21 protein-coding genes are annotated in these 25277 nt (G+C 68.2%); 16 read left to right on the top strand and 5 right to left on the bottom strand.

Annotated elements, in window-relative coordinates; translation table 11 throughout:
* Positions 1-38 precede the first annotated feature (38 nt).
* The 8 genes from KU887_RS32180 (at position 39) to KU887_RS32145 (ending at position 8128) form a co-directional block, all read left to right on the top strand.
* On the top strand, positions 39-1232 hold the full coding sequence (locus KU887_RS32180; RefSeq protein WP_048985823.1) for a DNA-binding transcriptional regulator: 1194 nt from the start codon (positions 39-41) through the stop codon (positions 1230-1232).
* Between the two features lie 27 nt (positions 1233-1259).
* A complete protein-coding gene (locus tag KU887_RS32175) occupies positions 1260-2348 on the top strand; it encodes an aldose epimerase family protein (RefSeq protein ID WP_006483285.1) in 1089 nt (362 codons plus the stop codon).
* A 231-nt stretch (positions 2349-2579) separates the two neighbouring features.
* A complete protein-coding gene (locus tag KU887_RS32170) occupies positions 2580-3536 on the top strand; it encodes an AraC family transcriptional regulator (RefSeq protein WP_212137098.1) in 957 nt (318 codons plus the stop codon).
* Between the two features lie 124 nt (positions 3537-3660).
* Entirely contained in the window at positions 3661-4227 is a 567-nt protein-coding gene (locus KU887_RS32165) for a carboxymuconolactone decarboxylase family protein (RefSeq protein WP_006489008.1), read from the top strand.
* Positions 4200-5315, top strand: a complete 1116-nt coding sequence (locus KU887_RS32160; protein ID WP_058903923.1) for an acyl-CoA dehydrogenase family protein — start codon at positions 4200-4202, stop codon at positions 5313-5315. The genes KU887_RS32165 and KU887_RS32160 overlap by 28 nt, the downstream gene beginning before the upstream one ends.
* The gene (locus KU887_RS32155) at positions 5312-6106 is read left to right on the top strand and encodes an ABC transporter ATP-binding protein (RefSeq protein ID WP_006483334.1); all 795 of its coding nucleotides are present in this window, start codon (positions 5312-5314) and stop codon (positions 6104-6106) included. Before KU887_RS32160 ends, KU887_RS32155 begins: the two co-directional genes overlap by 4 nt.
* 11 nt (positions 6107-6117) lie before the next feature.
* Positions 6118-7308 (top strand): ABC transporter substrate-binding protein, encoded by a 1191-nt coding sequence (locus KU887_RS32150; RefSeq protein ID WP_034203485.1) that lies wholly within the window; start codon positions 6118-6120, stop codon positions 7306-7308.
* Positions 7301-8128: an ABC transporter permease gene (locus tag KU887_RS32145; RefSeq protein ID WP_058903921.1), complete on the top strand. Its 828-nt coding sequence runs from the start codon at positions 7301-7303 to the stop codon at positions 8126-8128. Before KU887_RS32150 ends, KU887_RS32145 begins: the two co-directional genes overlap by 8 nt.
* A gap of 3 nt (positions 8129-8131) precedes the next feature.
* Here KU887_RS32145 and KU887_RS32140 read toward each other — a convergent pair whose 3' ends face one another.
* Positions 8132-9370: an SfnB family sulfur acquisition oxidoreductase gene (locus KU887_RS32140; RefSeq protein WP_006483330.1), complete on the bottom strand. Its 1239-nt coding sequence runs from the start codon at positions 9368-9370 to the stop codon at positions 8132-8134.
* 296 nt (positions 9371-9666) lie between these two features.
* Between KU887_RS32140 and KU887_RS32135 the strand changes: the two genes are divergently transcribed.
* Both KU887_RS32135 and KU887_RS32130 read left to right on the top strand, forming a co-directional pair.
* Positions 9667-10938, top strand: a complete 1272-nt coding sequence (locus KU887_RS32135; protein ID WP_058903920.1) for an acyl-CoA dehydrogenase family protein — start codon at positions 9667-9669, stop codon at positions 10936-10938.
* Complete coding sequence (locus tag KU887_RS32130) at positions 10935-12335, top strand: LLM class flavin-dependent oxidoreductase (RefSeq protein ID WP_058903919.1); 1401 nt, start codon at positions 10935-10937, stop codon at positions 12333-12335. Before KU887_RS32135 ends, KU887_RS32130 begins: the two co-directional genes overlap by 4 nt.
* A 130-nt stretch (positions 12336-12465) precedes the next feature.
* On the opposite strand, the gene KU887_RS32125 is transcribed toward KU887_RS32130, so the two are convergent.
* Complete coding sequence (locus tag KU887_RS32125; protein ID WP_006498123.1) at positions 12466-13893, bottom strand: MFS transporter; 1428 nt, start codon at positions 13891-13893, stop codon at positions 12466-12468.
* 337 nt (positions 13894-14230) lie between these two features.
* Between KU887_RS32125 and KU887_RS32120 the strand changes: the two genes are divergently transcribed.
* Genes KU887_RS32120 through KU887_RS32110 form a run of 3 tightly spaced genes read left to right on the top strand, consistent with a single transcriptional unit; the run spans position 14231 to position 16901 of the window.
* Positions 14231-15223: an aliphatic sulfonate ABC transporter substrate-binding protein gene (locus KU887_RS32120; protein ID WP_006483326.1), complete on the top strand. Its 993-nt coding sequence runs from the start codon at positions 14231-14233 to the stop codon at positions 15221-15223.
* Between the two features lie 11 nt (positions 15224-15234).
* Positions 15235-16092, top strand: coding sequence for an ABC transporter permease (locus KU887_RS32115; RefSeq protein WP_034204015.1), 858 nt, complete (start codon positions 15235-15237; stop codon positions 16090-16092).
* Complete coding sequence (locus tag KU887_RS32110; RefSeq protein ID WP_077188972.1) at positions 16089-16901, top strand: ABC transporter ATP-binding protein; 813 nt, start codon at positions 16089-16091, stop codon at positions 16899-16901. The genes KU887_RS32115 and KU887_RS32110 overlap by 4 nt, the downstream gene beginning before the upstream one ends.
* Before the next feature lie 10 nt (positions 16902-16911).
* Here KU887_RS32110 and KU887_RS32105 read toward each other — a convergent pair whose 3' ends face one another.
* Positions 16912-17820, bottom strand: coding sequence for an alpha/beta fold hydrolase (locus KU887_RS32105; RefSeq protein ID WP_006483331.1), 909 nt, complete (start codon positions 17818-17820; stop codon positions 16912-16914).
* Positions 17821-17907: 87 nt separating this feature from the next.
* Between KU887_RS32105 and KU887_RS32100 the strand changes: the two genes are divergently transcribed.
* A complete protein-coding gene (locus KU887_RS32100; protein WP_006483333.1) occupies positions 17908-18294 on the top strand; it encodes a MerR family transcriptional regulator in 387 nt (128 codons plus the stop codon).
* A gap of 109 nt (positions 18295-18403) precedes the next feature.
* Positions 18404-18943: a hypothetical protein gene (locus KU887_RS32095; RefSeq protein WP_006498118.1), complete on the top strand. Its 540-nt coding sequence runs from the start codon at positions 18404-18406 to the stop codon at positions 18941-18943.
* Between the two features lie 22 nt (positions 18944-18965).
* On the opposite strand, the gene KU887_RS32090 is transcribed toward KU887_RS32095, so the two are convergent.
* Positions 18966-19373 carry a VOC family protein gene (locus tag KU887_RS32090; RefSeq protein ID WP_006483322.1) on the bottom strand — a complete coding sequence of 136 codons (408 nt, stop codon included), beginning with the start codon at positions 19371-19373 and terminating at the stop codon, positions 18966-18968.
* A gap of 351 nt (positions 19374-19724) precedes the next feature.
* Entirely contained in the window at positions 19725-23318 is a 3594-nt protein-coding gene (locus KU887_RS32085; protein ID WP_258258816.1) for a YadA family autotransporter adhesin, read from the bottom strand.
* Positions 23319-24457: 1139 nt separating this feature from the next.
* Here KU887_RS32085 and KU887_RS32080 point away from each other — a divergent pair.
* Entirely contained in the window at positions 24458-25273 is an 816-nt protein-coding gene (locus tag KU887_RS32080) for a response regulator (protein ID WP_027811369.1), read from the top strand.
* Positions 25274-25277: the final 4 nt, after the last annotated feature.

Genomic DNA, 25277 nt, shown 5'->3' with positions numbered 1-25277 from the left:
ACGGCACGGCGCCCCCGACGCGCTCACCCGACACCGAGATGACACGCGCCCCTTCCGCCCAGACACCGCACCGCATCGCGCTGCTGTTCAACGCGAACAAGGTCTACGACCGCGAGATCATCAGCGGCATCGGCCAGTACCTGCACACGACGCGCGTCGTGTGGGACCTGTTCCTCGAAGACGACTTCCGCTGCCGGCTCACCGGGATCGAGCGCTTCGACGGCGACGGCATCATCGCCGACTTCGACGACCCGGCCGTGGCCGACGCGCTCGCCGGCTCGCCGCTGCCGATCGTCGCGATCGGATCGTCGTACGAGGACCCGACGCAGTACCCGGACGGCGTCCCATATATTGCGACGGACAACCCGAAGCTCGTGTCGCTCGCGTACACGCACCTGATCGGCGCGGGGCTCGCGCATTTCGCGATGTACAGCCTGCCGGTCGCGCAGGAGAACCGCTGGGCGCAGCAGCGCGAGCTGGCGTTCGACCGGCTCGCGCGCGCGGACGGGCTCGACGCGCCGATCTACCGCGGGCTGTCGACCAGCGCGTCGGGCTGGAATCACGCGATCGAGCAACTGATCGACTGGCTGCATGCGCTGCCGAAGCCCGTCGGCGTGATCGCGGTGACCGATGCGCGCGCGCGGCACCTGCTGCAGGCGTGCCTGATCGCCGGCCTCGCGGTGCCGGAACAGGTCGCGATCATCGGCATCGACAACGATCCGCTCACGCGCACGCTGACGCGCATTCCGCTGTCGTCGGTGATCCAGGGCACCGAGGAAATGGGCCGCACCGCCGCGCACCTGCTGCATCGGATGCTGCGCGGCGCGCGCTTTCCCGGGCAGCGCATTCTCGTGCCGCCGGTCGGCATCAACGTGCTCGAATCGACGCGCCACCAGCCGCTGGCGAGCCCGCACGTGATGCGTGCGCGGCATTTCATCCGCCAGTACGCGTGCCAGGGGATCAAGACCGAACAGGTCGCCGACTATGTCGGCGTGTCGCGCTCGCTGCTCGAGGAGCACTTCCGGCGCGAACTGCAGCGCACCGTGCACCAGGAGATCCTGCGCCACAAGCTCGAAGCCGCGCAGGCGCTGCTTGCCGGCCGGCAGGCCAGCAGCGCCGAAGTCGCGATCCGTTGCGGGTTCACGTCGCTTCAGTACATGTATGCGGTGTTCAGGCGCGAACTCGGCTGCACGCCGCGCGAATATCAGGAACGCGCGGCCGCCACGCCCTGACGCCCGCCGCCCATCCGACCTCCACTCATGCATATCGATACCGATTCCTCCTACCTGACACGCGGCGTCGCACGCGTGCACGCCGAGCCGTGGGGCACGTTGCCCGACGGCGAGCCGGTGCGGCGCTATACGCTGCGCAACGCGCACGGGATGCGTGTCGTCGTCAGCGACCTCGGCGCGACCGTCGTGTCGTGGCTCGCGCCCGATCGCACGGGACGCTTCGCCGATATCGTGCTCGCGCACGACACGCCGGCCGAGTACCTCGAATCCGGCGTCTACCTCGGCGCGACGATCGGCCGATGGGCAAACCGGATCGCCGGCGCCCGCTTCACGCTCGACGGCGTCGACTACCTGCTCGACCGCAACGAGAACGGCAACCTGCTGCACGGCGGCGCGAACGGGTTTCATCGCGCGCGGTGGGACGTGATCGACGACGGCGGCGGCCTGACGCTGCGGCTCGATTCGCCGGAAGGCGATGCGGGATTCCCCGGCAACGTGAGCGTCCAGGTGCGCTACACGCTCGACGACGACGGCACGCTGACGATCGACTATGCGGGGTGGACCGATGCGCCGACGCCGCTGAACCTGACGAATCACAGCTACTTCAACCTGAACGGACGCGCGGGCAGCGACGTGCGCGGCCATCTGCTGCACATCGACGCCGACGCGTTCCTCGAAGTGGACGACGCGCTGATCCCGACCGGCACGGCCGACGTGACGGGCACGGCGTTCGATTTCCGGCACAGCGCGCCGCTCGGCGCGCGCCTCGACTGGCCGCATGCGCAACTCGCGCGGGCGCGCGGCTTCGATCATTGCTTCGTCGTCGGCAACGGCGCGCGCGAAGTCCGGCCCGTCGCACGCGTCTACGATCCGGAAAGCGGCCGCGAGTTGATCGTGTCGACCGATCAGCGCGGCCTGCAGCTCTATACGGGCAACTATCTCGACGGCGTGCGCGTGAGCGGCGGCACGCGGTGCGCACGCCACGCGGCGCTGTGCGTCGAGGCCGGCGGCTTTCCGGACCAGGTCAACATGGACGGCCTGCGCGACGACGTGATCGTTCGTCCGGGCACCGTCTATCGACAGACCACGCGGTATCGGGTCGGCGTTCACGCGTAGCGCGGGGCGGGCGGCAGCGTCGCTTGGCGGGAACCGGCGCGAATGCCGACGCTTCGCCACGCGGCCCCGCTTGCTCGCGTCGGCTTTCCCCCTGCGGATTCACGCCGTCACGCGCACAGCCGGGGCAACGAGGCGATCGCTGAAACAGGAAAATGCTTTCTACGATTCGTTGGTTTGAGCGGCGCGGCGCAGCCCGTAGCATGGGCGCGTCACCCATCCTCCAGCATCGGAATGTCCGCGCAAACAGACAAGGTCGTCCATTGGCTGCTGTCCAGCCTGGAGCCGAGAAGCCAGCTTTTTCATGTCGGCCAGTATTGCGGCGACTGGCAGGCGTCCACCGCCGGCCGTGCGAAAGCGAGCTTCCACGTGATCCTGCACGGATCGGCGTGGCTGCATTTCGCCGACGGGCGCGACAGCATCCCGGTCACCGCCGGTGAAGCCGTCTTTCTGCTGCGCGACGTGCCGCACGGCTTGTCGCCGAGCCCGGTCGACCCGCAGGCCTGCGCGGTCGCGGGCGGCCGCCCGCTCGAGCGACGCGGGTCGATGCAACCGCTCGACCCGTCGGTCGACGGCAGCGTCGGGCTCGCCTGCGGCTTCATCGAATTCCACTCCACCGTGTCGCGCGCGATCGTGTCGCTCTTTCCCGAGTACCTGATCGTGCGGCGCGGCGACGACGCCTATCGCGGTATCCACGGGCTGTTCGACCTGATTCGCGCCGAGGGCCGCCATGGCGTCGACGCGCCCTCCCCGCTGATCGACAAGCTGGTCGAACTGCTGTTGTTCTATGCGGTGCGGGATGCCGCGGGGCACGATACCGTGGCCAGCGGCCTCGCGTCGCTGATGCAGCGGACCGGTTTCGCCACGCTCGTCGCCGCGATCATCGATGCGCCCGCCGACGCGTGGACCACCGACTCGATGGCCGCATTCGCGAACATGTCGCGCACCGCGTTCTGCAAGCACTTCAGCGAAGCGTCCGGCCATCCGCCGATGCAGTTCGTCACGATGGTGCGGATGCGACTCGCGGCGGACCTGTTGCAGCAAGGCCTGCCGATTTCGCGTGCGGGTGAACTGGTCGGCTATCAGTCGGAATCGGCGTTCGCGCATGCGTTCAAGCGCACGATGGGCATGCAGCCCGGCGCATGGCGGCGCGGCGGCCCTGCGTCGCCATCGGCGGCGCGCCTGCACTAGCCGGAGACGGCGCGACGGCGGAACGCGCGGCGCGGGACGAACGCACAGGAATCGCGGATGTTCGCGCATTGTCCGGCGGGGGCGCCGCCTCGACAATGATCTCACTGCCCCTCCGGAGAATCCTGTGAGCCGCCTGCCCTTGCCCACCATCGAAACCGCCCCCGCGCCCAGCCAGCCATTCCTGGAAAAGTCGCAGCGCGCGAACGGTTTCCTGCCGAACCTCGTGCGCTCGCTCGCGAACGCGCCGGTCGCGCTCGAAACCTATCTGACCGTCGCGGAGATCAACAGCCGCGCGGGCCTCACGTTCGCCGAGCGCGAAGCCGTGCAGATCACCGCGGCCGCCGTCCACGGCTGTGCGTTCTGCGTGGCCGGACACACCGCGGCGGCGCTGAAAAAGGCCCACGTCGACCACGCCGACGTCGATGCATTGCGCGACGGCGAACCGGTCGCCGATCCGCGGCTCGACGCCGTCGCCGCATTCACGCGCGCCGTGATCGCGACGCGCGGCGGCGTGCCCGACGACGCGCTCGACGCGTTCCTGGCCGCCGGCTTCACCGAGGCGAACGCGCTCGAAGTGGTGCTGGGCGTGAGCCTCGCGACGCTGTGCAACTTCGCGAACAACCTGTCGCGCAACGAACTCAACCCCGAACTGGCGGCATACCGATGGGAACCCCGGACACAGGCCGCCTGACGGCGCCCGAACTCGACGCGTCGCTGGTCGACTGGCTCGACGCGAACGCCACGTCGCTCGACACGCGCGCCGCGCTGAAAGCGGAAGTCGTGCCGCGCCTCGCGGCGGCCGGACTGTTCCGGATCGGCGTGCCGGCGGGCCTCGGCGGCGCCGGCGGCACCACCGCGGACGCCATTGCCGGCATCGCCGCGGTGGCAGAGCATTCGCTGACCGCGGCATTCGTGCTGTGGGGCCAGCGCAGCTTCATCGAGTACCTGTTGCAAAGCCCGAACGCCGCACTGCGCGCGCGCTGGCTGCCGGCGCTGCTCGACGGCCGTTGCGCCGGCGCCAGCGGGCTGTCGAACGCGATGAAGTATCTGTGCGGCATCGAGTCGCTTCAGATCGACGCGACGCGGCATGCGGACAGCGCCGACGACTGGCGGCTGACGGGCAGGATGGCGTGGGTGACGAACCTGCGCGCCGAACGGTTCGTGGTGGCGGCAGCCGTCGCGTTCGACGATGGGCGGCCGTCCGCGATCGTCGCGATTCCGGATGACGCGCGCGGCCTGGCCCGCAGCACGGATCTCGACCTGATCGCGCTGCGCGGCAGCAACACCGCCGCGCTGCATCTCGACGCCGTGCCGAGCGACGCCGCCTGGCTGATCCATCCGGATGCGCAAACCTTCCTGCCCGCGGTACGACCGGCATTCCTCGGCTTGCAGTGCGGGCTGTCGATCGGGCTCGCGCGGCGCTCGCTGGCCGAAGCGCGGCGCGCGGCGGAGACGACGCGCGGCATTCTCGGCCCCGAAGTCGAATCGTGCGCGGCCGAACTGGCCGCCGCGTGCTCGCAGTTGTCGGCCGGCATCGCCGACGGCAGCCTGCGCCTGCATCCGAACCGCCTGTTCGAGCTGCGTATCGCGCTCGCGACGCTAGTGGCCACCGCCGTGAACCTCGAACTCGAGGCGAGCGGCGGGCGCGGCTATCTGCGCGATGCGGGGCTCGGCTTCGAGCGACGCTGGCGCGAAGCGGCGTTCATTCCGATCGTCACGCCGAGCGTGGTGCAGTTGAAGGCGCAACTCGCCGCGCAGGCGCGGAGCATCGCCGCATGACGCCCCCGCTGCTGGACGCCCGTCACCTGACGCTCGGCTACGGCGACGAGCCGCGCACGACCGTGCTTGCCGACGTGTCGCTGTCGGTCGGGCGCGGCGAAATCGTCGCGTTGATCGGCCCGAGCGGGACCGGCAAGTCGAGCCTGCTGCGCGCACTGGCCGGGCTCGAGCGGCCGCAATCCGGCACCGTGTCCGTCGACGGCGCGCTGCTGCAGGGCCCGCACCCGAGGATCGCGATCGCGTTCCAGGACCCGTGCCTGCTGCCGTGGCTGTCGACCGAACGGAACGTCGCGTTCGGGCTTGCCTTCGCGCATCAGGAGCGCCTCACGCGCGATCAGCAACGCGAACGCGTCCGCTCGGCGCTGCGCGCGGTCGGGCTCGACGCCGCCGCGTCGCTGCGCCCGGCCCAGCTTTCCGGCGGGATGGCGCAGCGTGCGGCGCTGGCGCGCGCACTGGCGCGTCGGCCGCACGCGCTGCTGCTCGACGAACCGTTCTCGGCGCTCGACGAAGTCACGCGCGCGGCGATGCAGCGGCTGCTGGTGAACATCGTGTCGACGACGCGCTGCGCGACGGTGCTCGTGACCCACGACATCGACGAGGCGCTGCTGGTGGCCGATCGCATCGTGCTGCTCGGCACGCAAGGCCGCTTCATCGACGCGTGGCAGGTCGATTACCCGCATCCGCGCGACGCGTTCGTCAGCGAACTCGGCACGATGCGCATCGACATCCTGAAGGCGTTGCAGGCCGGCATGAAGCGCCCGCACGCGTCCGAACCCCATCCCTTGAACTGACCTCCCTATCCATGTGCCAGATTCCGATGTCGCGCCGCGAATGGCTGAAGCTCGCGGCCCTGTTCACCGCGACGGGTGCCGCCCCGTTGCTGTCGATGGCCAACGCGCACGCCGCGGCCGAGCCGGATGCGCCGGTTCGCATCGGCTATCTGCCGATCACCGACGCGGCCCCGCTGCTGGTCGCCCACAACAACGGCTATTTCGCGTCCGAAGGGCTGACGGTCGAGCAACCGAAGCTGCTGCGCAGCTGGGCGCAGCTCGTCGAGGCGTTCCTGTCCGGCCAGGTCAACGTCGTGCACCTGCTGTCGCCGATGACGCTGTGGGCGCGCTACGGCAGCCGCGCGCCGGCGAAGGTGGTGGCATGGAATCACGTGAACGGCTCCGGGCTGACGGTCGCGCCCGACATCGACTCGCTGCGCGATCTCGGCGGCAAGACCGTCGCGGTTCCGTTCTGGTACTCGATTCACAACGTCGTGCTGCAGGACATGCTGCGCGGGCAGGGGCTCGTCCCCGTGCTCAAGCGGCGCGGCACGCCCGCGGCGAACGAGGTCAACCTCGTCGTCATGGCGCCGTCGGACATGCTGCCCGCGCTCGCCGCGCGCCAGATCGCCGGGTATATCGTCGCGGAGCCGTTCAACGCGACCGCGGAATTGATGAAGATCGGCAAGATCCTGCGTTTCACCGGCGATGTGTGGAAGAACCATGCGTGCTGCGTCGTGTTCATGCACGAGCAGGATCTGACGCAGCGCCCCGCGTGGTCGCAAAAGGTCGTCAACGCGATCGTGAAGGCGCAGCTGTGGGCGCGCTCGCATCCGCAGGAAACCGCGCAACTGCTGTCGAAGGACGGCACGCACCGCTATTCGCCGCACACGCTCGCGTCGCTGGACCGCGTGCTGGTGCCGTCGGCGTCGCTGGCCGACACCTATCGCGCGAGCGGCGCGATCCGCCACGCCGACTGGCACGCGAAGCGGATCGACTTCCAGCCGTATCCGTTCCCTAGCTATACCGAGGCGCTGGTGCAGCGGCTGAAGCGGACGGTGGTCGACGGCGACAGCGCATTCCTCGCGTCGCTCGATCCGGCGTTCGCGGCCCGCGACCTGGTCGACGACCGGTTCGTGCGCAAGAGCATCGACGCGGTCGGCGGGCTGACCGCGTTCGGTCAATCGGGCGGGTTCCGCCGCGAGGAGATCGTCGTTGTCTGATGCGCTTGCTACCCGCCGCTCGTCCGCACCCGGCACGCGCCGGACCGGCGGCGGCCGTTCCCGGGCACCTGCGGCCGCGGGCTGGCTCGGCGTGGCCGGGCTCGTGGCGACGGTCGTGGTCTGGTGGGCCGCGATCCATGCGTTGACCGAGCCTGGCTCGCTCGGCCGGCAGTTCGCGCCGGACAGCGCGTTCGCCAGCCTGCGCTCGCTCTGCGCGGACGATCATCTGCTCGAACACGCGCTCGTCAGCCTGCGACGCATCGGCGTCGGGCTCGGCGCGGCGCTGCTGGCCGGCGTCCCGCTCGGCTTGTTGCTCGGCCGCGTGCCATGGGTCGAGCGGATGCTGTCGCCGACGTTCCAGTTCCTGCGCATGGTGTCGCCGTTGTCGTGGATGCCGCTTGCGGTCATGTCGTTCGGCATCGGCGACCGCGCGATCTACTTCCTGCTCGGGTTCGCCGCGTTGTGGCCGGTGCTGATGAGCACGGCGGCCGGCGTCAAGCAGATCGACCGGCGCTGGCTGCAGCTCGGCGCAAGCCTCGCGGCCACCCGCAGCGAGCTGCTGGTCCATATCGTGCTGCCCGCGATCGCGGGGCCGCTGCTCAACGGCATCCGGCTCGCGATCGGCATCCTGTGGATCGTGCTGGTGCCGGCCGAGATGCTCGGCGTCAACGCGGGCCTCGGCTACCTGATCCTCGATACGCGCGACCGGCTCGCGTATGCGGAACTGACCGCGGTGATCGTCGTCATCGGCGCGCTGGGTTTCGCGCTCGACGGCATCGCGCGGGGGTTGACCCGCGCGCTGCTGGCGTCCGGGCGCTGACGTTCAATTCCACGCATGGCGCGCCGGGCGCGCGCCGTTCAGGTAGTAGTTGCCGACGAGGTGATATTTCCAGCGCACCGGGTCGTGCAGCGTATGCGTGCGCGCATTGCGCCAATGGCGGTCGAGGTTGTGCTCGGCGAGCGTCGCTTGCGTGCCGGCCAGCTCGAACAGCTTCTCGCCCGCGAGCAGCGCGACCTCGGTCGTCAGCACCTTCGCTTCGCCGACCGCCACCGACGCCCGCGCGACGTCGTCCTCGGTCACGTCGCCCTTGGCCGCGATCTCGTCGAGCGTGCGCGCCGCGCGTTCGAGCAACGCGTCGGCCGCATGCAGCTGGATGTGCAGCCGGCCGATTTCACGAATCGTCAGCGGATCGTCCGTGGCCCGCTCGACGCCGCTGTCGACCCACGGCCGCGTGCGGGTTCGCACGAACGCGAGCGTATCGTCGATCGCCGCCTTCGCGATGCCGGCGTCGATTGCCGCCTGGATGATCTGCGACAGCGGGCCGTTGAGCGTCGGCACGTCCGACACGCGCTGCGCGGGCAGCACGTGCGACGCCGGGATGCGCACCGCGTCGAGCACGACCGTGCCGCTCGCGGTCGTGCGCTGGCCGAAGCCCGACCAGTCGTCGATCACGGTCAGCCCGGGCGTCGGTTGCGGCACGTACGCGAGCCAGGCCTGCTGCGCGTCGTCGAGCCCGAGCACCGGCACGTAATGCGCGAACAGCGCGCCGGTCGAGTAGAACTTCGTGCCGTCGACGACGTAGTCGTCGCCGTCGCGGCGCACGCGCGTCTTCAGGTCGAGCACGTGCTTCGTGCCCTTCTCCGAGAACCCGTTGCCGAACCGCTTGCCGCTCAGCACTTCGGCGAAGAAATGCCGCTTCTGCGCGTCGGTGCCGACGAGCGTGATCACGTCGATCAACCCGAAATGATTCTGCGGAAGCTGCCCGAGCGACGCATCGGCCGCGGCGACGATCTTGATCACCTCGGTGAGCGTCACGTGCGAGACGCCTGCGCCGCCGTATGCCTTCGGCACCGTGATCGCCCACAGCCCCGACTGCGAGAACCATTCGATTTCCTCGCGCGGCAGGCGGCGGTCGCGATCGCGCTCGGCGGCGCCTTGCGCGAGGCGTTGCGCCAGCGCATGCGCGGCCGCGATCGCTTGCGCGTCGTCGGCGATCACGCGGGCCACCTGCGGGTGTGCATCGGCCGGCCGCTCCTGAATCGTCGCGCTCGTGTCTGACATCGGGCTCTCCTGTCGAATGGCGAAAGCATTCAATCTAGCAGCGCCGCGCGGGCCGGAAAACCGAGCGATTCTCGGAACGATATTCCTTGGGAGAACAAACGACGTCGCGCCTGACGCAGGTGGAACGGCGTTTTGACGTCGCAACGGATGCATGAACGTCGATGCGTCCCCGCGTGGTTGCGGTCGCAGTCGCGGTAATACGCAGCGACGATAACGATCCGAGAATCCGTTATTGGAACGCCCGCTTCGCGCTTCCTATACTGGGCTCCCGGCGCACGCCCTTCGAGGAAACCCGCATGACTTCGTCGCACGCAGCCCCCGACCTTTCCACTGGTACCGATTACGATGCGCTCGCGAGCCGGTTCCGGCCGATCTTCGAGCGTATCGCCGCCGGCACCGCCGAACGCGAACGCCGCCGCGAACTGCCGCACGAGGCGATCGGCTGGCTGAAATCGGCGGGCTTCGGCGCGATACGGCTGCCGGCGAGCGCGGGCGGCGCCGGCGCGTCGCTGCCGCAGTTGTTCCGGCTGCTGACCGAGCTGGCCGCCGCCGATTCCAATTTGCCGCAGGCGTTGCGCGGACATTTCGCGTTCGTCGAGGACTGGCTGAACGCACCGGACGGCCCGCAACGCACGACCTGGTTCGACCGCTTCGCGAGCGGCCAGCTGGTCGGCAATGCATGGTCGGAAGCCGGCGACGTGCCGCTCGGCCAGACCGTCACGAAGGTATCGGAGCAAAACGGCCGGCTCGTGCTGAACGGCCGCAAGTTCTACAGCACCGGCAGCCTGTTCGCCGACTGGATCGACGTGTTCGCGCAGCGCGCGCACAACGGCAGCGACGTGATCGTCGCCGTCGCGACCGCGCAGCCGGGCGTGATCCGCGAGGACGACTGGGACGGTTTCGGCCAGACGACCACCGGCAGCGGTACGACGCGTTTCGAGGACGCGGCGGTCGATGCGGACAACGTGATCGATTTCGCGCGCCGCTTCAAGTACCAGACCGCGTTCTACCAGCTGTTCCACGTCGCGACGCTCGCCGGCATCGGCCATGCGATCGTGCGCGACGCGGGCGAACTCGTGCGCAACCGCACACGGGTGTACAGCCACGGCAATGCGCCGCGCGCGGGTGACGACGCGCAGCTGCAGCAGGTGATCGGCGAGATCGCGTCATGGGCCTACGCGGCCGATGCGCTCGCGCTGCGCGCCGCGCAGCCGCTTCAGCACGCGTACGAAGCGCGCTTCGGCGGCGACGAAGCGGCCGAGCAGGCCGCGAACGTCGCGGCCGAAATCGAATCCGCGCAGAGCCAGCTCGTCGTGTCCGAACTCGTGCTGCGCGCGGCGACGCGCCTGTTCGACGCGCTCGGCGCGTCGGCGACCCGCAGCACGACCGCGCTCGATCGCCACTGGCGCAACGCGCGCACGGTGTCGTCGCACAATCCGCTCGTCTACAAGGCGCGCATCGTCGGCGACTGGATCATCAACGGCCGCACGCCGCCGTTCGTGTGGCGCGTCGGCAACGGTGCGGACGCCCATGCGGGCGCCAGCGCGGAAACGGGGGCCGCGCAATGAGCAAGACCATCCGCTTCAATGCGTTCGAGATGAACTGCGTGGGCCACCAGTCGCCCGGCCTGTGGGCGCATCCGCGCGACCGCTCGTGGCAGTACAAGGATCTCGACTACTGGACCGACCTCGCCCGCGTGCTCGAACGCGGGATCTTCGACGCGATCTTCATCGCGGACGTGATCGGCTACTACGACGTGTACAAGGGCAGCAACTATCACGCGCTGCACCAGGCCGCGCAGATTCCGGTCAACGATCCGCTGCAGCTCGCCGCGCCGATCGCAATGGCGACCGAGCATCTCGGCATCGGCATCACCGCGTCGACGACGTTCGAGCATCCATACACGTTCGCGCGCCGGCTGTCGACCGCCGACCACCACACGAAGGGCCGGCTCGCGTGGAACATCGTCACGTCGTACCTGGAGAGCGGCGCGAAGAACGTCGGCGATCACGGGCTGCGCACGCACGACGACCGCTACGCGGTCGCGGCCGAGTACGTCGAAGTGCTGTACAAGCTGTTCGAAGGCAGCTGGGAGGATGACGCGGTGGTGCGCGATCGCGACGGCCGCGTGTTCACGCATCCGGAGAAAGTGCACGAGATCGGCCACAAGGGCCGCTTCTTCGACGTGCCCGGCTATCACCTGTGCGAGCCGTCGCCGCAGCGCACGCCGGTGCTGTTCCAGGCCGGCGCGTCGGGCCCCGGCAAGGCGTTCGCCGCGCAGCACGCCGAATGCGTGTTCGTCGCCGCGCCGACCCGCGACCAGCTTGCGCGCTATGTGGCCGACGTACGTGCGCAGGCCGCGGCCGCCGGGCGCGACCCGGCGAAAGTGCTGATCTACAACCTCGTCACGGTGATCGTCGACGAGACCGACGAGAAGGCGCAAGCGAAGTTCGACGAGTATCGGCGCTACGTGTCGTACGACGGCTCGCTGGTGTTCATGTCCGGCTGGACCGGCATCGACTTCGGCCAGTACGCGCCGACCGATCCGGTCAGGCGCGTCGAAACGAATGCGATCGTGTCGGCGGTCGAGCACCTGTCGGGCGGCGACACCGCGTGGACGATCGAGGCGCTGGCGGCCTGGGGCGGCATCGGCGGGATGGGCCCGGTGTTCGTCGGCTCGGCGTCGACCGTCGCGGACATCCTGCAGGAATGGGTCGCCGCGACCGACGTGGACGGTTTCAATCTCGCGTATGCGGTCGCGCATGAAACCTTCGAGGACGTCGTGCGCCATCTCGTGCCCGAGTTGCAGCGGCGCGGCGTGTATCCGACCGCGTATGCGCCGGGCACGCTGCGCGAAAAACTCTTCGGCGGATCGGCGCGGCTGCCGGACGAGCATCCGGCCGCGCAGTTTCGCGATATCGAACAGGTCAAGCGCGCGGCCGAGCGGGAAGCGGTGAGCGCGTAGCGTTGGGCGACGTCGAAGCCGGTCTGTCCGCATTCACGCGGCGGCCGGCTTTCAGTACAAACGGTTTCGTGCAGTCTGACGAAGCCGTTTGTATTTGCCGGGGGACAACGAGCGCCCCCAGGGTCGATGGTTACGCCACGCTTTCGTCGTCGACGTCGTTCGCCGTCGGCTCATAACGAATGATCAGCAGGAACACGATCGGCGTGACCGCGCTGATCGCGACGACCCAGAACATGTCGGTGCCGAGACGCGCCTGCAGGATCGGCAGCACGAACAGCGCGAGTGCCTGGCCGATGCCGCACAGCGACCGCCCGAAGCCGACGCCGGTGCCGCGGATCGCGGCCGGATACGACAGCGTCGGATAGATCATCATCTGCGCGCCCGGCCCGAAACCTTCGGCGAACAGCCAGGTGCCGAGCATCAGCAGCACGACGCCGACCGCCAATGCGCCGTGCGGATGCCCCGCCAGCGCCAGCGCGACGAGCGCGACCGTTTGCAGCGCAAACCCCGCGATCGCGACATGACGCGACGGATAGCGATACGCGAGTCGCATGCCGAGCAAGCCCCCGGTGAACGCGAACAGCACGTTCAACGCGAGCGACGCCGCGATCGTCTCGAACACGCCCGCGCCGAGGAATTGCGACAGGATCGACGGCAGGAAGAACGCGATCGCCGTGTATTCGAACGGGATGCACAGGTTCATCACGCTGGCGACGATCGTGCGCCCCAGATACGGACGCTGGAACAGTACGCGAATCCGCACCGGCGGCGGGCTCGGCTCGCGTCGCGCATCGTCCGCTTCGTGCGCGTGAATGCCGTACGATTCGCGCAGGATCCGCGCGGCATTGGCCAGATCGCCCTGGTTCGCGGCCCACAGCGGCGACTCGTTCATGAAGCGGTTGCGGAACAGGATGATGACGAGCGCCGGCACCGCGCCGAAGATCAGCGACGCGCGCCACAGCCAGCCCGCGTGCTCGGCCGGCAGCAGGAAATACAGCCCGAAGATCAGCAGGAAGCACACCGACGACGCGACGTACCACATCGGGCACCACGCCGCGAGCCGCGACGCCTTGTTGCCGCGGCCGTTGAACTTCGAGAATTCGGCGAGGAACGCCATCGCGACGGGCAGGTCGATGCCGACGCCAAGCCCCATCACGAAGCGCGCGGCGATCAGCACCCAGACATTCGGCGCGAGCCCGGCCGCGATCGCCGCGACCACGAAGAACAGCATGTCGGCCATGAACACCTGATAGCGGCCGATCCGGTCCGTCAGCCAGCCGCCGACCAGGCTGCCGAAGATCGTGCCGATCATGATCGCCGACCCGACCAGCCCGGTCAGCGCGGGCGTCAGGCCGAATTCGCGCGCCACGTCGTCGATGCCGTACGACAGCGTCGTCAGGTCGTACGCATCGAGAAACACGCCGCCGAGCGCCAGCAGCACGATCATCCGTGCGTGACTCACCGAACTGTCCACCGTATTGATCAGGCGCGCGACGTCGCTCGCCGAGCGGATGGGGGAAGAAACCGGCGTGACTGAGCCTAGATCGATCGAACTCATCGGATTCCTTAGTTTGATGCCGAATGCACGGCAAGGTGATCGTAAAGCCGGGGAACCGGGCAGGCGCCTTCGCGACCGTCGCGGCGTCGAGCGCATGCGGCCCCGCTGCAGCCGGGTTCCGGCAACGGAAATTCTGTTCCCTCGATCCGGCAATCCCAAGCGATATAAACCGATAAATTAATCGGCGTGCGTCATAAAGTTGCGCGGCAGAGGCGCTTAGCAGCAGCGTGCATGTGCAATCGCGGATTTCTTCGTTAACGGAACGCCTGCGCTTCGTTACAGTAGCCCACTACCCTGCCTGTTCGCGGCGCGTTGCCGCTCTTCCGGAGAATCCCCGATGAAGTCGTTCTGGTCCCGCGTGTGGCAATCCGCGGCCGTCGTCGTTGCCGCGCTTGCCGGCCTCGCGTCGATACACGCGCAGGCGGCGACGCCCGCTGAAATCCGCGTCGACTACGCGTACTACTCGCCCGAGAGTCTCGTGATCCGCCACTTCGGCTGGCTCGACGACGAATTCAAGGCCGACCATACGGCGATTCGCTGGGTGCTGAGCCTCGGCAGCAATCGCGCGCTCGAATACCTGAACAGCGGCGCGGTCGATTTCGGCTCGGCCGCGGGGCTGGCGTCGGTGCTCGCGCGCGCGAACGGCAACCCGATCCACACGGTCTACGTGTTCTCGCGCCCCGAATGGACGGCGCTGGTGGTGCGCAAGGATTCGCCGATCCGTTCGCTCGCCGACCTCAAAGGCAAGAAGATCGCCGCGACGCGCGGCACCGATCCGTTCCTGTTCACGCTGCGCGCGCTGCACACGGTCGGCCTGACCCGCGACGACGTCGAGATCGTCAACTTGCAGCATCCGGACGGCCGCACCGCGCTCGCGAACGGCCAGGTCGATGCGTGGGCCGGGCTCGATCCGCACATGGCCGCCGCGCAGCTCGACGACGGCGCGCGCCTGCTGTACCGCAACGTCGCATTCAATACGTACGGCTTCCTGAACGTGCGCGATGCGTTCGCCAGCCAGTATCCGCAGGCGGTCGCGCGCGTGCTGAAGGTCTACGACCGTGCGCGCCAGTGGATCGTCGCGCATCCGGCCGAAACCGCGCAGATCGTCGCCGACGAATCGAAGGTATCGCTACCGGTCGCGAAGCTGCAGCTTCAGCGCAACGACTTCAGCGACCCGGTGCCGGGCGACACGCAGCGCGCGGCGCTGAAGGCCGCCGCGCCGGTGCTGACGGCCGAGCAATTGACCAAGCCGGGCGTCGATCCGGCGAAGATCGTCGATACGCTGCTCGATCCGTCGTTCGCGCGCCCGATCGTCGCGGCGTCGCACTGAGCGTGACGCCGATGACGGACACCACCGCGCGCGGCGACGCGCTCGCGTCCCGCCAACCCGCTTCGCCGCCGCGTGCGGCCCGACGTGACCCGCTGCGCGCGTGGCGGGTCGCGGGACTCGCGCTGCCGTTCGCGGCGCTCGTGCTGCTGGAGTTCGTGGTGCGGCGCGGCTGGCTGCCCGAACATCTCGTGCCGGCGCCGAGCGAGATTCTCGATACGCTCGCGCGAATGGGCGTCACGCGGGTTGCGCGTCACGTCGGCGCGAGCACGCTGCGCGTCGCGGCCGGCTTTGCGGCGGGCGCCGGCCTCGCGCTCGTCGTCGGCGCGGCGATGGGCCTGAGCCGCCGAGTCGATGCGCTGTTCGAACCGACGTTCCAGGCGCTGCGCGCGATTCCGTCGCTTGCGTGGGTGCCGGTGCTGCTGCTGTGGCTCGGCATCGACGAAGCGCCGAAGATCACGCTGATCGCGATCGGCGCGTTCTTTCCCGTTCATCTCGCGGTGGTCGCCGGCATTCGCGACGTCGACCGCAAGCTCGTCGAGCTCGGCGCGGTGTACCGGCTCGGCCCGCTCGCGCTGTTCCGCCGGATCCTGCTGCCCGCCGCGCTGCCGCAGATCGTCACCGGCCTGCGGACCGGCCTCAGCCTCGCGTGGATGTTCATGGTCGCCGCGGAGCTGATCGCGGCCACGCGCGGCCTAGGCTTCCTGCTGAGCGACGGCCGCGAAACCGGACGCCCCGACCTCGTGTTCGGCGCGATCCTGCTGCTCGCGTTGCTCGGCAAGCTGACCGACGGCGCGATGCGTCGCATCGAGTCGCGCTGGCTCGGCTGGCGCGATGCGTTCGACGGCGCGGCGCGCGAGGGCGGCAAATGAGCGCTTCCACTTCCATCCGTCCGGCCGCCAGCCTCGCCACGCCGCTGCTCGACCTGCGGATCGCCCGCAAGCTGTATGGCGATCGCACGATCCTGGCCGACATCGCGTTGCAGGTCACGCGAGGCGAAATCGTCTGCGTGGTCGGCCCGAGTGGGTGCGGCAAGAGCACGCTGCTGCGGATCGTCGCCGGCCTGGACCCGGACTTCCGCGGCAGCGTGACGCTCGATGGCAGCGCGCTGGCCGGGCCGTCCGCGCGTGTCGGCGTGATCTTTCAGGAGCCGCGGCTGCTGCCGTGGCTGTCGATCGCGGACAACGTCGGTTTCGCGTCCGGCGCGCGGGGCGGACGCGATCCGAGCGTCGCGCGGTTGCTCGACGAGGTCGGCCTGGCCGGCGTCGCGCGGCAGCTGCCGGCGACGCTGTCGGGCGGCATGGCGCAGCGTGCCGCGATCGCGCGCGGGCTGTTCGGCGAGCCGGATCTGCTGCTGCTCGACGAGCCGTTCAGCGCGGTCGACGCGATCACGCGGATGCGCTTGCAGACGCTGCTGCTCGAGGTCGTCCATCGGCACCGGATGGCCGCGATCGTCGTCACGCACGATCTCGACGAGGCGCTGTATCTCGGCGATCGCGTGCTGGTGCTCGCGCCGAACCCGGGCCGCGTCGACGATGAACTCCACGTCGACGTCGCACGGCCGCGCGATCGGCGCGATCCGTCGCTGGCCGCGCAGCGCGCGCGGCTGATCGATGCGTTCCAGCGCTTTCACGATCGTGAGGCGCGCGACCCCACAGGCATCCCGGTCACACCGGCGTGACGTCGCCACTTCATTGCGCAGACGCCGACCGGACGAACGCGGCCAGATCGCGATTGAACCGCCCGGCTTCCTCGATGAACGGCGCGTGACCGGATGCCGCGTACACCTTGCTGACGATGCGTGAGTTCAGTGCGGCCGCGCGAGCCAGCGTCGCCTGCGTGTCGACCAGCGCGTCGCGCCCGCCGTAGATGAACAGCAGCGGCACGCGCGCGTGGCCGAGCCCCGCGGCGGCGAATACCGACATCGTCGGGATGGCCTTTTGCATGTCCCACGACGCCATCGCGGCGTTGGCGAGCAAGCGCTCGAACGTCGCGGCATCCGGCCGGCGGTTGAAGCACAGACCGACGAAAGTCCGCTCGCCGTCGAGATGCGTTTTCAGATCCGCCGCATTCATGTCGCGGTACACGTCCGGATGATCGACGATCTGGCCCGGCGCAAGCTCGACCACGCCGTCGACGTACACCGCGCCCGCGATCGCGCGGTCGCCGTATTGGGCGAGGTAGTTCGAGATCACCACGCCGCCGAGCGACCAGCCGACCACGACCGGTTTGCGCGCATGCGTGCCGTCGATGACCGCGGCGAGATCGTCGCCCCAGCGGGTTCCGTCGCGATACGGCTGCGCGCCGGACGGCTTGTCCGACAGCCCGTGGCCGCGCAGGTCGTACGTGATGATCCGGAAGCCGCGCAGTTCGGCGCTCTGGACTTGCGCGTCCCAGTTCAGGCGGCTGCCGAGCAGGCCGTGAATCAGGATGACCGGAACGCCGTCCGGGTCGCCGCTTTCCTGAACGGCCAGCTTCACGCCGTCCGTCGACGTCACGGTATAGCTCAGCGGCGCGGCGGCCGCGTCGTACGCCCACGCGAACGGCATCGCCCACCAGATCACGGCAATCAGCCAGCGCATCAGCACGCGGGTATCCATGGTGTTTTCCTCCAGGCATGAACGGACGCCCAGTCTCAACCCTCACACTGATGTAAGAGTCAAGCGGATCGTGCTAACCTGCCCTTCATGAAAAATCCGCCTACCCAGCCACTGCTGACCATCGGCAAACTCGCGCAGCTCACCGGCGCGAGCGTGCGCTCGATCCGGCACTACGACGAGCACGGCCTGCTCGCATCGGTGCGCGCGGACAACGGCTATCGCCTGTTTCCCGACAAGGCTGTGACGCAGGTCAAGCAGATTCAGCGCATGATCGCGACCGGTTTCACCCTCGACGACATTCGCGGCTTTCCGGACTGCATGTTGCTGATCGACGGCGCCCGCTCGTGCGACCAGATCACCGACGTCCAGCGCGAACGCCTCGAAGCGATCGACCGCCAGATCGCCGATCTCGAGAAGCGGCGCGCAAGGCTCGTCAAGATGTTGCGGGATGGTGCGGTGCCGCCGCTCGATTGATCGATGCGCGGGTTCGCCAGCGGTCCGCTTTTTCCCGCTACGGATACCGGCCCACCCGCGCGCTTCGGGCACAATACGCGCCCTCACCTTTTTGCCGGTGGTCACACCCATGCGCGTCATCGTCGTCGGAACAAGCGGAGCCGGGAAATCCACCTTTGCCAGCGCACTGGCCGCCGCCGCGGCCTGCCCGTACATCGAACTCGACCGGCTCTACTGGGGCCCGGGCTGGACCGCCGTGCCGCCCGCGCAGTTCGACCATGCGGTGCGGGCGGCGACGGCCGGCGACCGCTGGGTCGCCGACGGAAACTACAGCGCGGTGCGTGACGTGCTGTGGTCGAGGGCCACGCACGTCGTATGGCTCAACTTCGGGCGATGGACGGTGTTTTCCCGTGTGCTGCGGCGCACGATCGGCCGCGGGCTCATGCGCACCCGGCTCTCTCACGGCAACCGGGAATCGCTGCGGATGGCGTTCTGCTCGCGGGACTCGGTGCTCCTGTGGTCGTACACGACGTTCGCGAGAAACCGCGTGAAGTTCGCCGGCTTGCGCGACGACCCGAAATACGCGCATCTGCAATGGACGGAGATCACCAAGCCGTCGCGTACCCGCGCGGTCATCGAGACGCTCGCCCGCGCCAGCCGTTGCGATTGAGCGTGGCACGCACTGCGTCGCATCAATCGTCGAAGGTGCCCTGATATTCCGGCGCGGCATCCGCGCGCGTGTTCAGTTCGAACATCACGCCGCCCGGCGCGCGGCAAAAGAAGCGCGAGCCGCGCCCGTTGTTGAAGACGTCCGTCTCCATCGCGACGCCTTCCTCCTTGAAGCGCGCGAACAACGCGTGCACGGCATCGAGACTCGGCAGTTCGAAGCCGACGTGGAAATTGGCGGGCCATGCGGGCACGCCGTCGCCGACGTGATCGATCACGACGTCGAAGCCCGGGCGTTTGAGGATCCAGGATTTTTCCCAGCTTCCCGCGATCGTGAAGCCGAGGTATCGCTCGAAGAATCGGGCGGTGGCCAGCGTGTCGGCGGAGGGAAAGCTCAGGTGGTTCAGCTTCATCGTGGCTGTCGTTTCGGTCATGGTCGCGCTCTCTGATGCGGTGGTGGGCGGAGGCCCCATGCCGTGCCGCCCGAGGACTTCAGAATACGAGCGCGGGCTCGCATTCCACAACTCGCATTGGACGCACGGGTGCGCGGGGCGCCAAGCCCGCATGAGGCCGTCGTTCGAGCGATGGGCAATGCGCGGCGCGGGTCGTGCTGCTCGCATTCGGAGCCGCGCGACGGACGCGGCGCGACCGCTCGAACCGGTGTGCGTCGAACGACACAGGCCCGGGGTCCGCACACGGGCCCCGGGCCACCATTCGACCGCGGGTGCCAGGCATGACTGCCGTTGCCCGGCACCCGCGCATCGCTCAACGCTGCGCGAGCCCCATCAGAACTGGTAACCCGCGCCGACCACCGCGCCGAAGTCCGACCGCGTGTTGCCCGTCACCGATGCCTTGACGACCCAGCGGTTGCTCTCCGTCACGTACGAGTAGCCGGCCGCGAAGCCCTGCTGGCCGTGATAGTTCGACGTCGCAGCCGACACCATCGAGCGCCCCGCGCCGGTCGGCTGCGGCAAGCCGGCCACCGCCATCGCCGACGCGACGCCGCCGTACATGTCCTTCTTCAGGTCGTTGAACGAGTTGTACACCTGCCCGATGCGCTGGTCGGTGTAGCCCTTCGCCTGCGTCGACGCCGTCGCGAGGTTGTCGTTCAACTGCTGCACGTTCACCGCGTCGGTCGGCGCCGTGCCGGCCGCGACGTTCGTGACCTGGCGCTCGCTGCCCTTCGCGCCGACCGAGAACGAGTTGTCGCGATCGGCGACGGAGCCCTGGCCGACCGCCACCGCGTTCTTGCCGGTCGCCGTCGCCGTCGAGCCGATCGAACCCGCATCGGCACGCGCGATCCACGTGGTGTTCGCATCGGTCGCGGCCGCGCGGATCTTGTCGTTGGCCGCCACGTTCTTCAGCGCGTTGTTGAACTGGCCCATGTTGACCGCGTCGTTGTCGCTCACGCCCGCCGCGACGCCGGTCAGCACGCGGTCGCCCGCCGTGCCGGAGAAGTTCACGCTGGTGCCGCCCGAATCCTTGCCGACCGTGATCGCGCCGTTCGGGTCCTGCTGCTGCACGAGGCCGGCCTTGCCGTTCGCGATGTTGGTGACGCTGCCTTGCAGGTTGGAAATGTCGGTGGTGTTCTTCGACACCTGCTGGTTGGTCGCATAGAGCTGCGAGCCGTTCACCGCGTCGGTGCTGGTCGCGCTGAGCGTGCCGGCCTGCACGTTGGTGATGCGCGTGCCGCCCGCGCCGCCGAGCGTGATCGTGCTCTTCGAGCTGTCGTCGTACTGCACCGCGAGCGCGCCGAGCTGGTTCAGGTTCGACTGCACGTCCTTCAACTGCTTCACGTTCACCGCGTCGGTATCGCTGGTGCCCGCCGCGACGTTCTTCAGCACGACCGCCGAGGTGGCGTCGCCGCCGATGAGCGACACCGAATTCAGCCGGTTGCCGCTCGCGTCGACGTCGTACTTGACGACGTTCTTCACGGCTTCGCCGGCCTGGTTCGACACGTTCGTGATCTGCTGCTCGAGCGCGGTCTTCACGCCCGACAACTGGCCGCCATTCACCGCGTCCGTGCTGCCTGCGGCGACGTTGCCGTCGGCCACGTTGCTCAGCTTCGTCGGCGCGCCGCCGCGCGCGGCGTTGAATGCGCCGAGCGTCGGGTCGAATTGCAGCGCATCCTGCTGCAGCCCGGCAATCGCCGCCGTGTTGCCGGCGATATTGGTTTCGGCATTGTCGATGCGCGTTTCGTGATTCGCGAGCGTCGTCGTGTTGCTGCCGACCCGGCCGTCGAGGTTCGTCAGCGCGTCGCCGACGTTGTTGAACGCGCTGCCGCCGATCTTGTAGTTCGGCGCGCCGATCGAGCCGTCCGGGTTCGCCGTCGCGCCGCCGCCGAGCGCGGCCGCGGCGCCGTCGGTCGCGCGGCGCAGTTGCGCGCCGTTCACCGCGTCCGTGCTGCCGGCCGCCACGTTGCCTGCCGCGACGTTGGTCAGGCGCACCGGGCTGCCGCCGTTGCCCGCGCCGAGCGACACCTGCTGCTTGCTCGCATCGTCGTATTTGACCGCGAGCGCATCGAGCTGGCTCGTGCCGTCGTGAATCGCCGCGTTCAGCTGGTCGACGTTGACCGCATCCGTGCCGCTCTTGCCGGCCGCGACGTTGCTGATCAGCTGCGGGCCGTGGCCGCCGTGGCTCGCATCGTAGGCGCCGAGGCCCGGGTTCCACTGCAGCGCATCCTGCTGGAGCGCCGCGATGTTGCCGGTATTCGCCGTCACCTGGTTGCCGACGGTCATGATCGACTGGTTGAGCGTGTCGGTCGCCTTGCCGAGCTGGCCGACGTTCACGGCATCGCCCGCCGCCACGCCGTCCGCCACGTTGTGCAGGCCGACCGGCGCCGTTGCGCCCTTGCCGCCGAGCGTGACGCCGTCGTGCGCATCGTCGTCGTACTGCACCGCGTTCTTCGTCGCGTTGCCGATCTGGCTGGTGATCGACGTGCTCAGGTTGCCGAGCGTCGTGCTGAGGTTGTTCGTCACGCTCGTGCTGAGCGACGCGAGGCCGCCGTTCAACTGGCCGACGTTGACGGCGTCGTGCGGGTCCTTGCCGTCTGCGACGTTGTGCAGCGTCGTGCCGTTGGGGCCGGCGAACGTCACCGAGTCGAAGCCGCTCGCGCCGTCGTACTTGACGTTGCGCGTATCGGCCGCCTGCAGGCCGGCGATGTTCGATGCCGCCGTGCTCAGCGAGCCGTTGATGCCCGTCACGCTGTTCTGCAGGTTCGTGATGTTCGAAGCCGCCGTCGAAATGGACGTCTGCAGCGGCGTGAGGCTGCCCTTCAACTGACCGACGTTGACCGCATCGGTATCGGCGACGCCGGCGGCCACGCCGCCGATCGTCGTGCCGGCGGCGCCGTCGAGCGCGATCGCCGCGTGCGAGTCGTCGGTGTATTTGACGACGTTCTGCGTGGCCGTGACGATGCTCGTACTGAGGCTGTTGCCGACGCTGGTCACACGCTGGTCGACGTTCGAGATTGAGGTCGACAGCGCGTTGCCGACCGACGTCACGCGTGCGTCGACGTTGCCGATGCTCGTGCTCAGCGTGCTGTTCACGTTCTTCAGCTGCTGGACGTTGACGGCGTCCGTATCGGCCGCGCCCGCCGCGACGTTCTTGAGCTGACGTTCGCTGCCGATCGCGCCGAACGATACCGCGCCGCCCACCGGCGCGGCCGTGCCGCCGAATACCGGCGTGCCGCCGTTGTTCGCACCGACGCTGCCCGAGCCGATCGCCACCTGGTTGTTGTCGCTCGTCTGCGCGCCGGCGCCGATCGCCACCGACTGCGTCCCGCCGGCACGCGTTTGCGTGGCCGCGTCGTACGACGCGCCGGCCGATACGCCATCGCTCGACGTCGGGTTCGCGCCGCCGATCGCGACCGAGCGGTCGCCGCTGGCGAGCGCCGAGTGACCGAGCGCGATCGAGCTCGTGCCGTGCGCATCGGCGACGTTGCCGAGCGCCATCGAGAAATCACCGACCGCCGCCGACTGGCGGCCGATCGCCAGCGAGGTATTGCCCTGGGCGACCGCCACCGTGCCGATCGCGGTGGCCGAGTTCGCCAGCGCCTGCGAGCCGACGCCGATCGCGATCGCGCCGCCGCTGCTGGTGCCGCCCTTGCTGCTCGCATTCGACTGGTCGCCGATCGCGATGCCGCTGGTGCCGGCCTTCGCATTGGTGCCCTGCGTCACGTTCGCGGTGCTGACCGCGACGTAACTGCCGTTCTTCGTTGCCACGCATAGCGGGTTGGTGCCGTCGATACACTGGCCGTTCAGCGCGTTGTCGGGGTTGCCGCGGTCGACGAAATTGTCCGCGTGGGCGGCGCCGGCGATCAGCACACCCGCACCCGCGAACATCGCGGCGGCGAGCGCCGAAATCTGCTTCCTCTTCATGGTCTTCTGCTCCGTTGTGTAGCGTCTTGTTTGAATACGGACTACTTACTTTTATTGACAGCTTCGACTTCGATTACGGTTGCGACTTCTCTCGGAAGTGAATTCCACGGCCCGGACACAAGCCCTGTCGAGACGACACGTATCGCGCACGCTCGTTTCGACAGGGCGTTCGAAAGCCCCGGGCATGCCGTCGGTTCGACGTCCCGTTCCGCTAATCCGGCTATTGCATTAGGAATACGTATTGATTCTTATGGACGAGTCTTCTCCCGGCTGAATCAGGAGATTCAACCCGTCATCATGAACATCCCCGATTTGTCGTCGCGCCGACCGCGACCCACCACGCTTCTTTTATTTCATCCCCGGCAACCGGGTTCCATTTCCGTGCAGCGAGCATGTGCCTGGACGAGCATCAATTGATGCGCAGGCCCCGGGTCTGACAACGTCCGTCGCCGCTTGCGGCACTTCCGCTGCCCTGCTCCACCCGTCATTCAAAGTTCGGACGAATTATGAGACACGAGATTAAATTATTAAAGCCGACATTCTTTATAGATTGTAAAATCTAAAATATTCAATGACTTACGTAAAATACACTCATCTCGCAAACGATTTCGCGCCCGCGCCGTTATTCAAAATCTTTTACCGGGCGGATAAATACTTTGCCAAAGCGGATTCGATTAAAAAACTTTCTGAAAAAGACAACCTCGAAACTGGCCGACTCGGCGCTTTTACGCCGGATATAGGCGTAAACCATGAGCATTCACGCACATCGACGCTTCACGAGCCTGTCGCAAACCGCCATTTTCGATAATCGAGAAGGGTGAATCGTGCGAATAGGGCCGCCATGTCTGGCCGGATTCGAAATATGCTCCTACAATTCCGCTCGCGCCGATTCCGGCAGTCGCGATCATTTCCACGCGAGCACGGCAATCCCTCGCGTGTCGACCGGCTGGCGATCAAAACAACGAAAGCCGTGCGATGCGCCGAGCGATTACCTGCCGCGCGGTTCCGCCCTGTACGGATTCGATGCGAGCATGCGATGCGATGGATGCATCGCCACAGAGCGGCTTCCGACGTTTCCTCCGCACCGGGCAGGCCACCCGCGGAAACGCAGTCAACCGCCTTTTCACAACAGGTGCACGATGTCTTCATCGATCTCCGCATTAAGCGACGCGCATATCCTGATCGTCGACGATCAACCCGACCAGCTAAGGTTGCTGATCGACATCCTGCGCAGCACGGGATGCCGGATCAGCATCGCATTCGACGGCACGCAGGCGTGCCAGCGCGCGCAGGCGCTGATGCCCGACCTGATCCTGATGGACGTGCGCATGCCGCGCATGGACGGCTTCACCGCATGCCGTCTGCTCGCCGCCGATCCGCTGACGTGCGCGATCCCGGTCATCTTCCTGACCGTGGCCGACGCATTGCACGAGCGGCTCGAAGGGCTCGAGATCGGCGGCGTCGACTATGTGGTGAAGCCGTTCGAGCCGGCGGAAGTGATCGCGCGGATTCGCGTGCAGCTCTCGCGCACGAAACGCGAACGGCCGGCCGCAGCGGAACAGGCGGAAGGCTCGGCCGCGGGCGGCAAGGAGGACGACATCATCGTGCGCGCGGCGATCCGCCACCTGTCGCGCACGCTGAACGATCCGCCGACGGTGGAAGAACTGGCGCGTGCGGTCGGCACGCACGAAAAGCGCTTGTCGCGCGCGTTTCGCGACAATCTCGGCCAGACGGTGTTCGAGTATCTGCGCTACGAGCGGCTGCGGATCGCGCAGGATCTGCTGGATTCCACCTCGCTCAGCATCGCCAGCATCGCGAAGGAAATCGGCTTTTCCACGCCGGCCAATTTCGCGACCGCCTTTCGCGAACGGTTCGGCATCACGCCGACCGAATGGCGCCGCCAGGGCCACGCGGGCGCGCGCGCCGCGGCCCGGCAGCCGCAACGCCGCGCGTAGGCCG

It is taken from the genome of Burkholderia sp. EMB26, from assembly GCF_024730645.1.
Classification (GTDB): Bacteria; Pseudomonadota; Gammaproteobacteria; order Burkholderiales; family Burkholderiaceae; genus Burkholderia; species Burkholderia cenocepacia.
This window is presented reverse-complemented; position numbering and strand designations above follow the sequence as displayed.

What these genes read in the sequence shown, in the direction of transcription:
- KU887_RS32125 (WP_006498123.1), bottom strand. Translation starts at nt 13,893, where the DNA reads ATGAGTTCGATCGATCTAGGCTCAGTCACGCCGGTTTCTTCCCCCATC.
- KU887_RS32130 (WP_058903919.1), top strand. Translation starts at nt 10,935, where the DNA reads ATGAGCAAGACCATCCGCTTCAATGCGTTCGAGATGAACTGCGTGGGC.
- KU887_RS32170 (WP_212137098.1), top strand. Translation starts at nt 2,580, where the DNA reads ATGTCCGCGCAAACAGACAAGGTCGTCCATTGGCTGCTGTCCAGCCTG.
- KU887_RS32115 (WP_034204015.1), top strand. Translation starts at nt 15,235, where the DNA reads ATGACGGACACCACCGCGCGCGGCGACGCGCTCGCGTCCCGCCAACCC.
- KU887_RS32100 (WP_006483333.1), top strand. Translation starts at nt 17,908, where the DNA reads ATGAAAAATCCGCCTACCCAGCCACTGCTGACCATCGGCAAACTCGCG.
- KU887_RS32160 (WP_058903923.1), top strand. Translation starts at nt 4,200, where the DNA reads ATGGGAACCCCGGACACAGGCCGCCTGACGGCGCCCGAACTCGACGCG.
- KU887_RS32110 (WP_077188972.1), top strand. Translation starts at nt 16,089, where the DNA reads ATGAGCGCTTCCACTTCCATCCGTCCGGCCGCCAGCCTCGCCACGCCG.
- KU887_RS32105 (WP_006483331.1), bottom strand. Translation starts at nt 17,820, where the DNA reads ATGGATACCCGCGTGCTGATGCGCTGGCTGATTGCCGTGATCTGGTGG.
- KU887_RS32095 (WP_006498118.1), top strand. Translation starts at nt 18,404, where the DNA reads ATGCGCGTCATCGTCGTCGGAACAAGCGGAGCCGGGAAATCCACCTTT.
- KU887_RS32120 (WP_006483326.1), top strand. Translation starts at nt 14,231, where the DNA reads ATGAAGTCGTTCTGGTCCCGCGTGTGGCAATCCGCGGCCGTCGTCGTT.
- KU887_RS32180 (WP_048985823.1), top strand. Translation starts at nt 39, where the DNA reads ATGACACGCGCCCCTTCCGCCCAGACACCGCACCGCATCGCGCTGCTG.
- KU887_RS32150 (WP_034203485.1), top strand. Translation starts at nt 6,118, where the DNA reads ATGTGCCAGATTCCGATGTCGCGCCGCGAATGGCTGAAGCTCGCGGCC.
- KU887_RS32175 (WP_006483285.1), top strand. Translation starts at nt 1,260, where the DNA reads ATGCATATCGATACCGATTCCTCCTACCTGACACGCGGCGTCGCACGC.
- KU887_RS32090 (WP_006483322.1), bottom strand. Translation starts at nt 19,373, where the DNA reads ATGACCGAAACGACAGCCACGATGAAGCTGAACCACCTGAGCTTTCCC.
- KU887_RS32085 (WP_258258816.1), bottom strand. Translation starts at nt 23,318, where the DNA reads ATGAAGAGGAAGCAGATTTCGGCGCTCGCCGCCGCGATGTTCGCGGGT.
- KU887_RS32135 (WP_058903920.1), top strand. Translation starts at nt 9,667, where the DNA reads ATGACTTCGTCGCACGCAGCCCCCGACCTTTCCACTGGTACCGATTAC.
- KU887_RS32155 (WP_006483334.1), top strand. Translation starts at nt 5,312, where the DNA reads ATGACGCCCCCGCTGCTGGACGCCCGTCACCTGACGCTCGGCTACGGC.
- KU887_RS32140 (WP_006483330.1), bottom strand. Translation starts at nt 9,370, where the DNA reads ATGTCAGACACGAGCGCGACGATTCAGGAGCGGCCGGCCGATGCACAC.
- KU887_RS32080 (WP_027811369.1), top strand. Translation starts at nt 24,458, where the DNA reads ATGTCTTCATCGATCTCCGCATTAAGCGACGCGCATATCCTGATCGTC.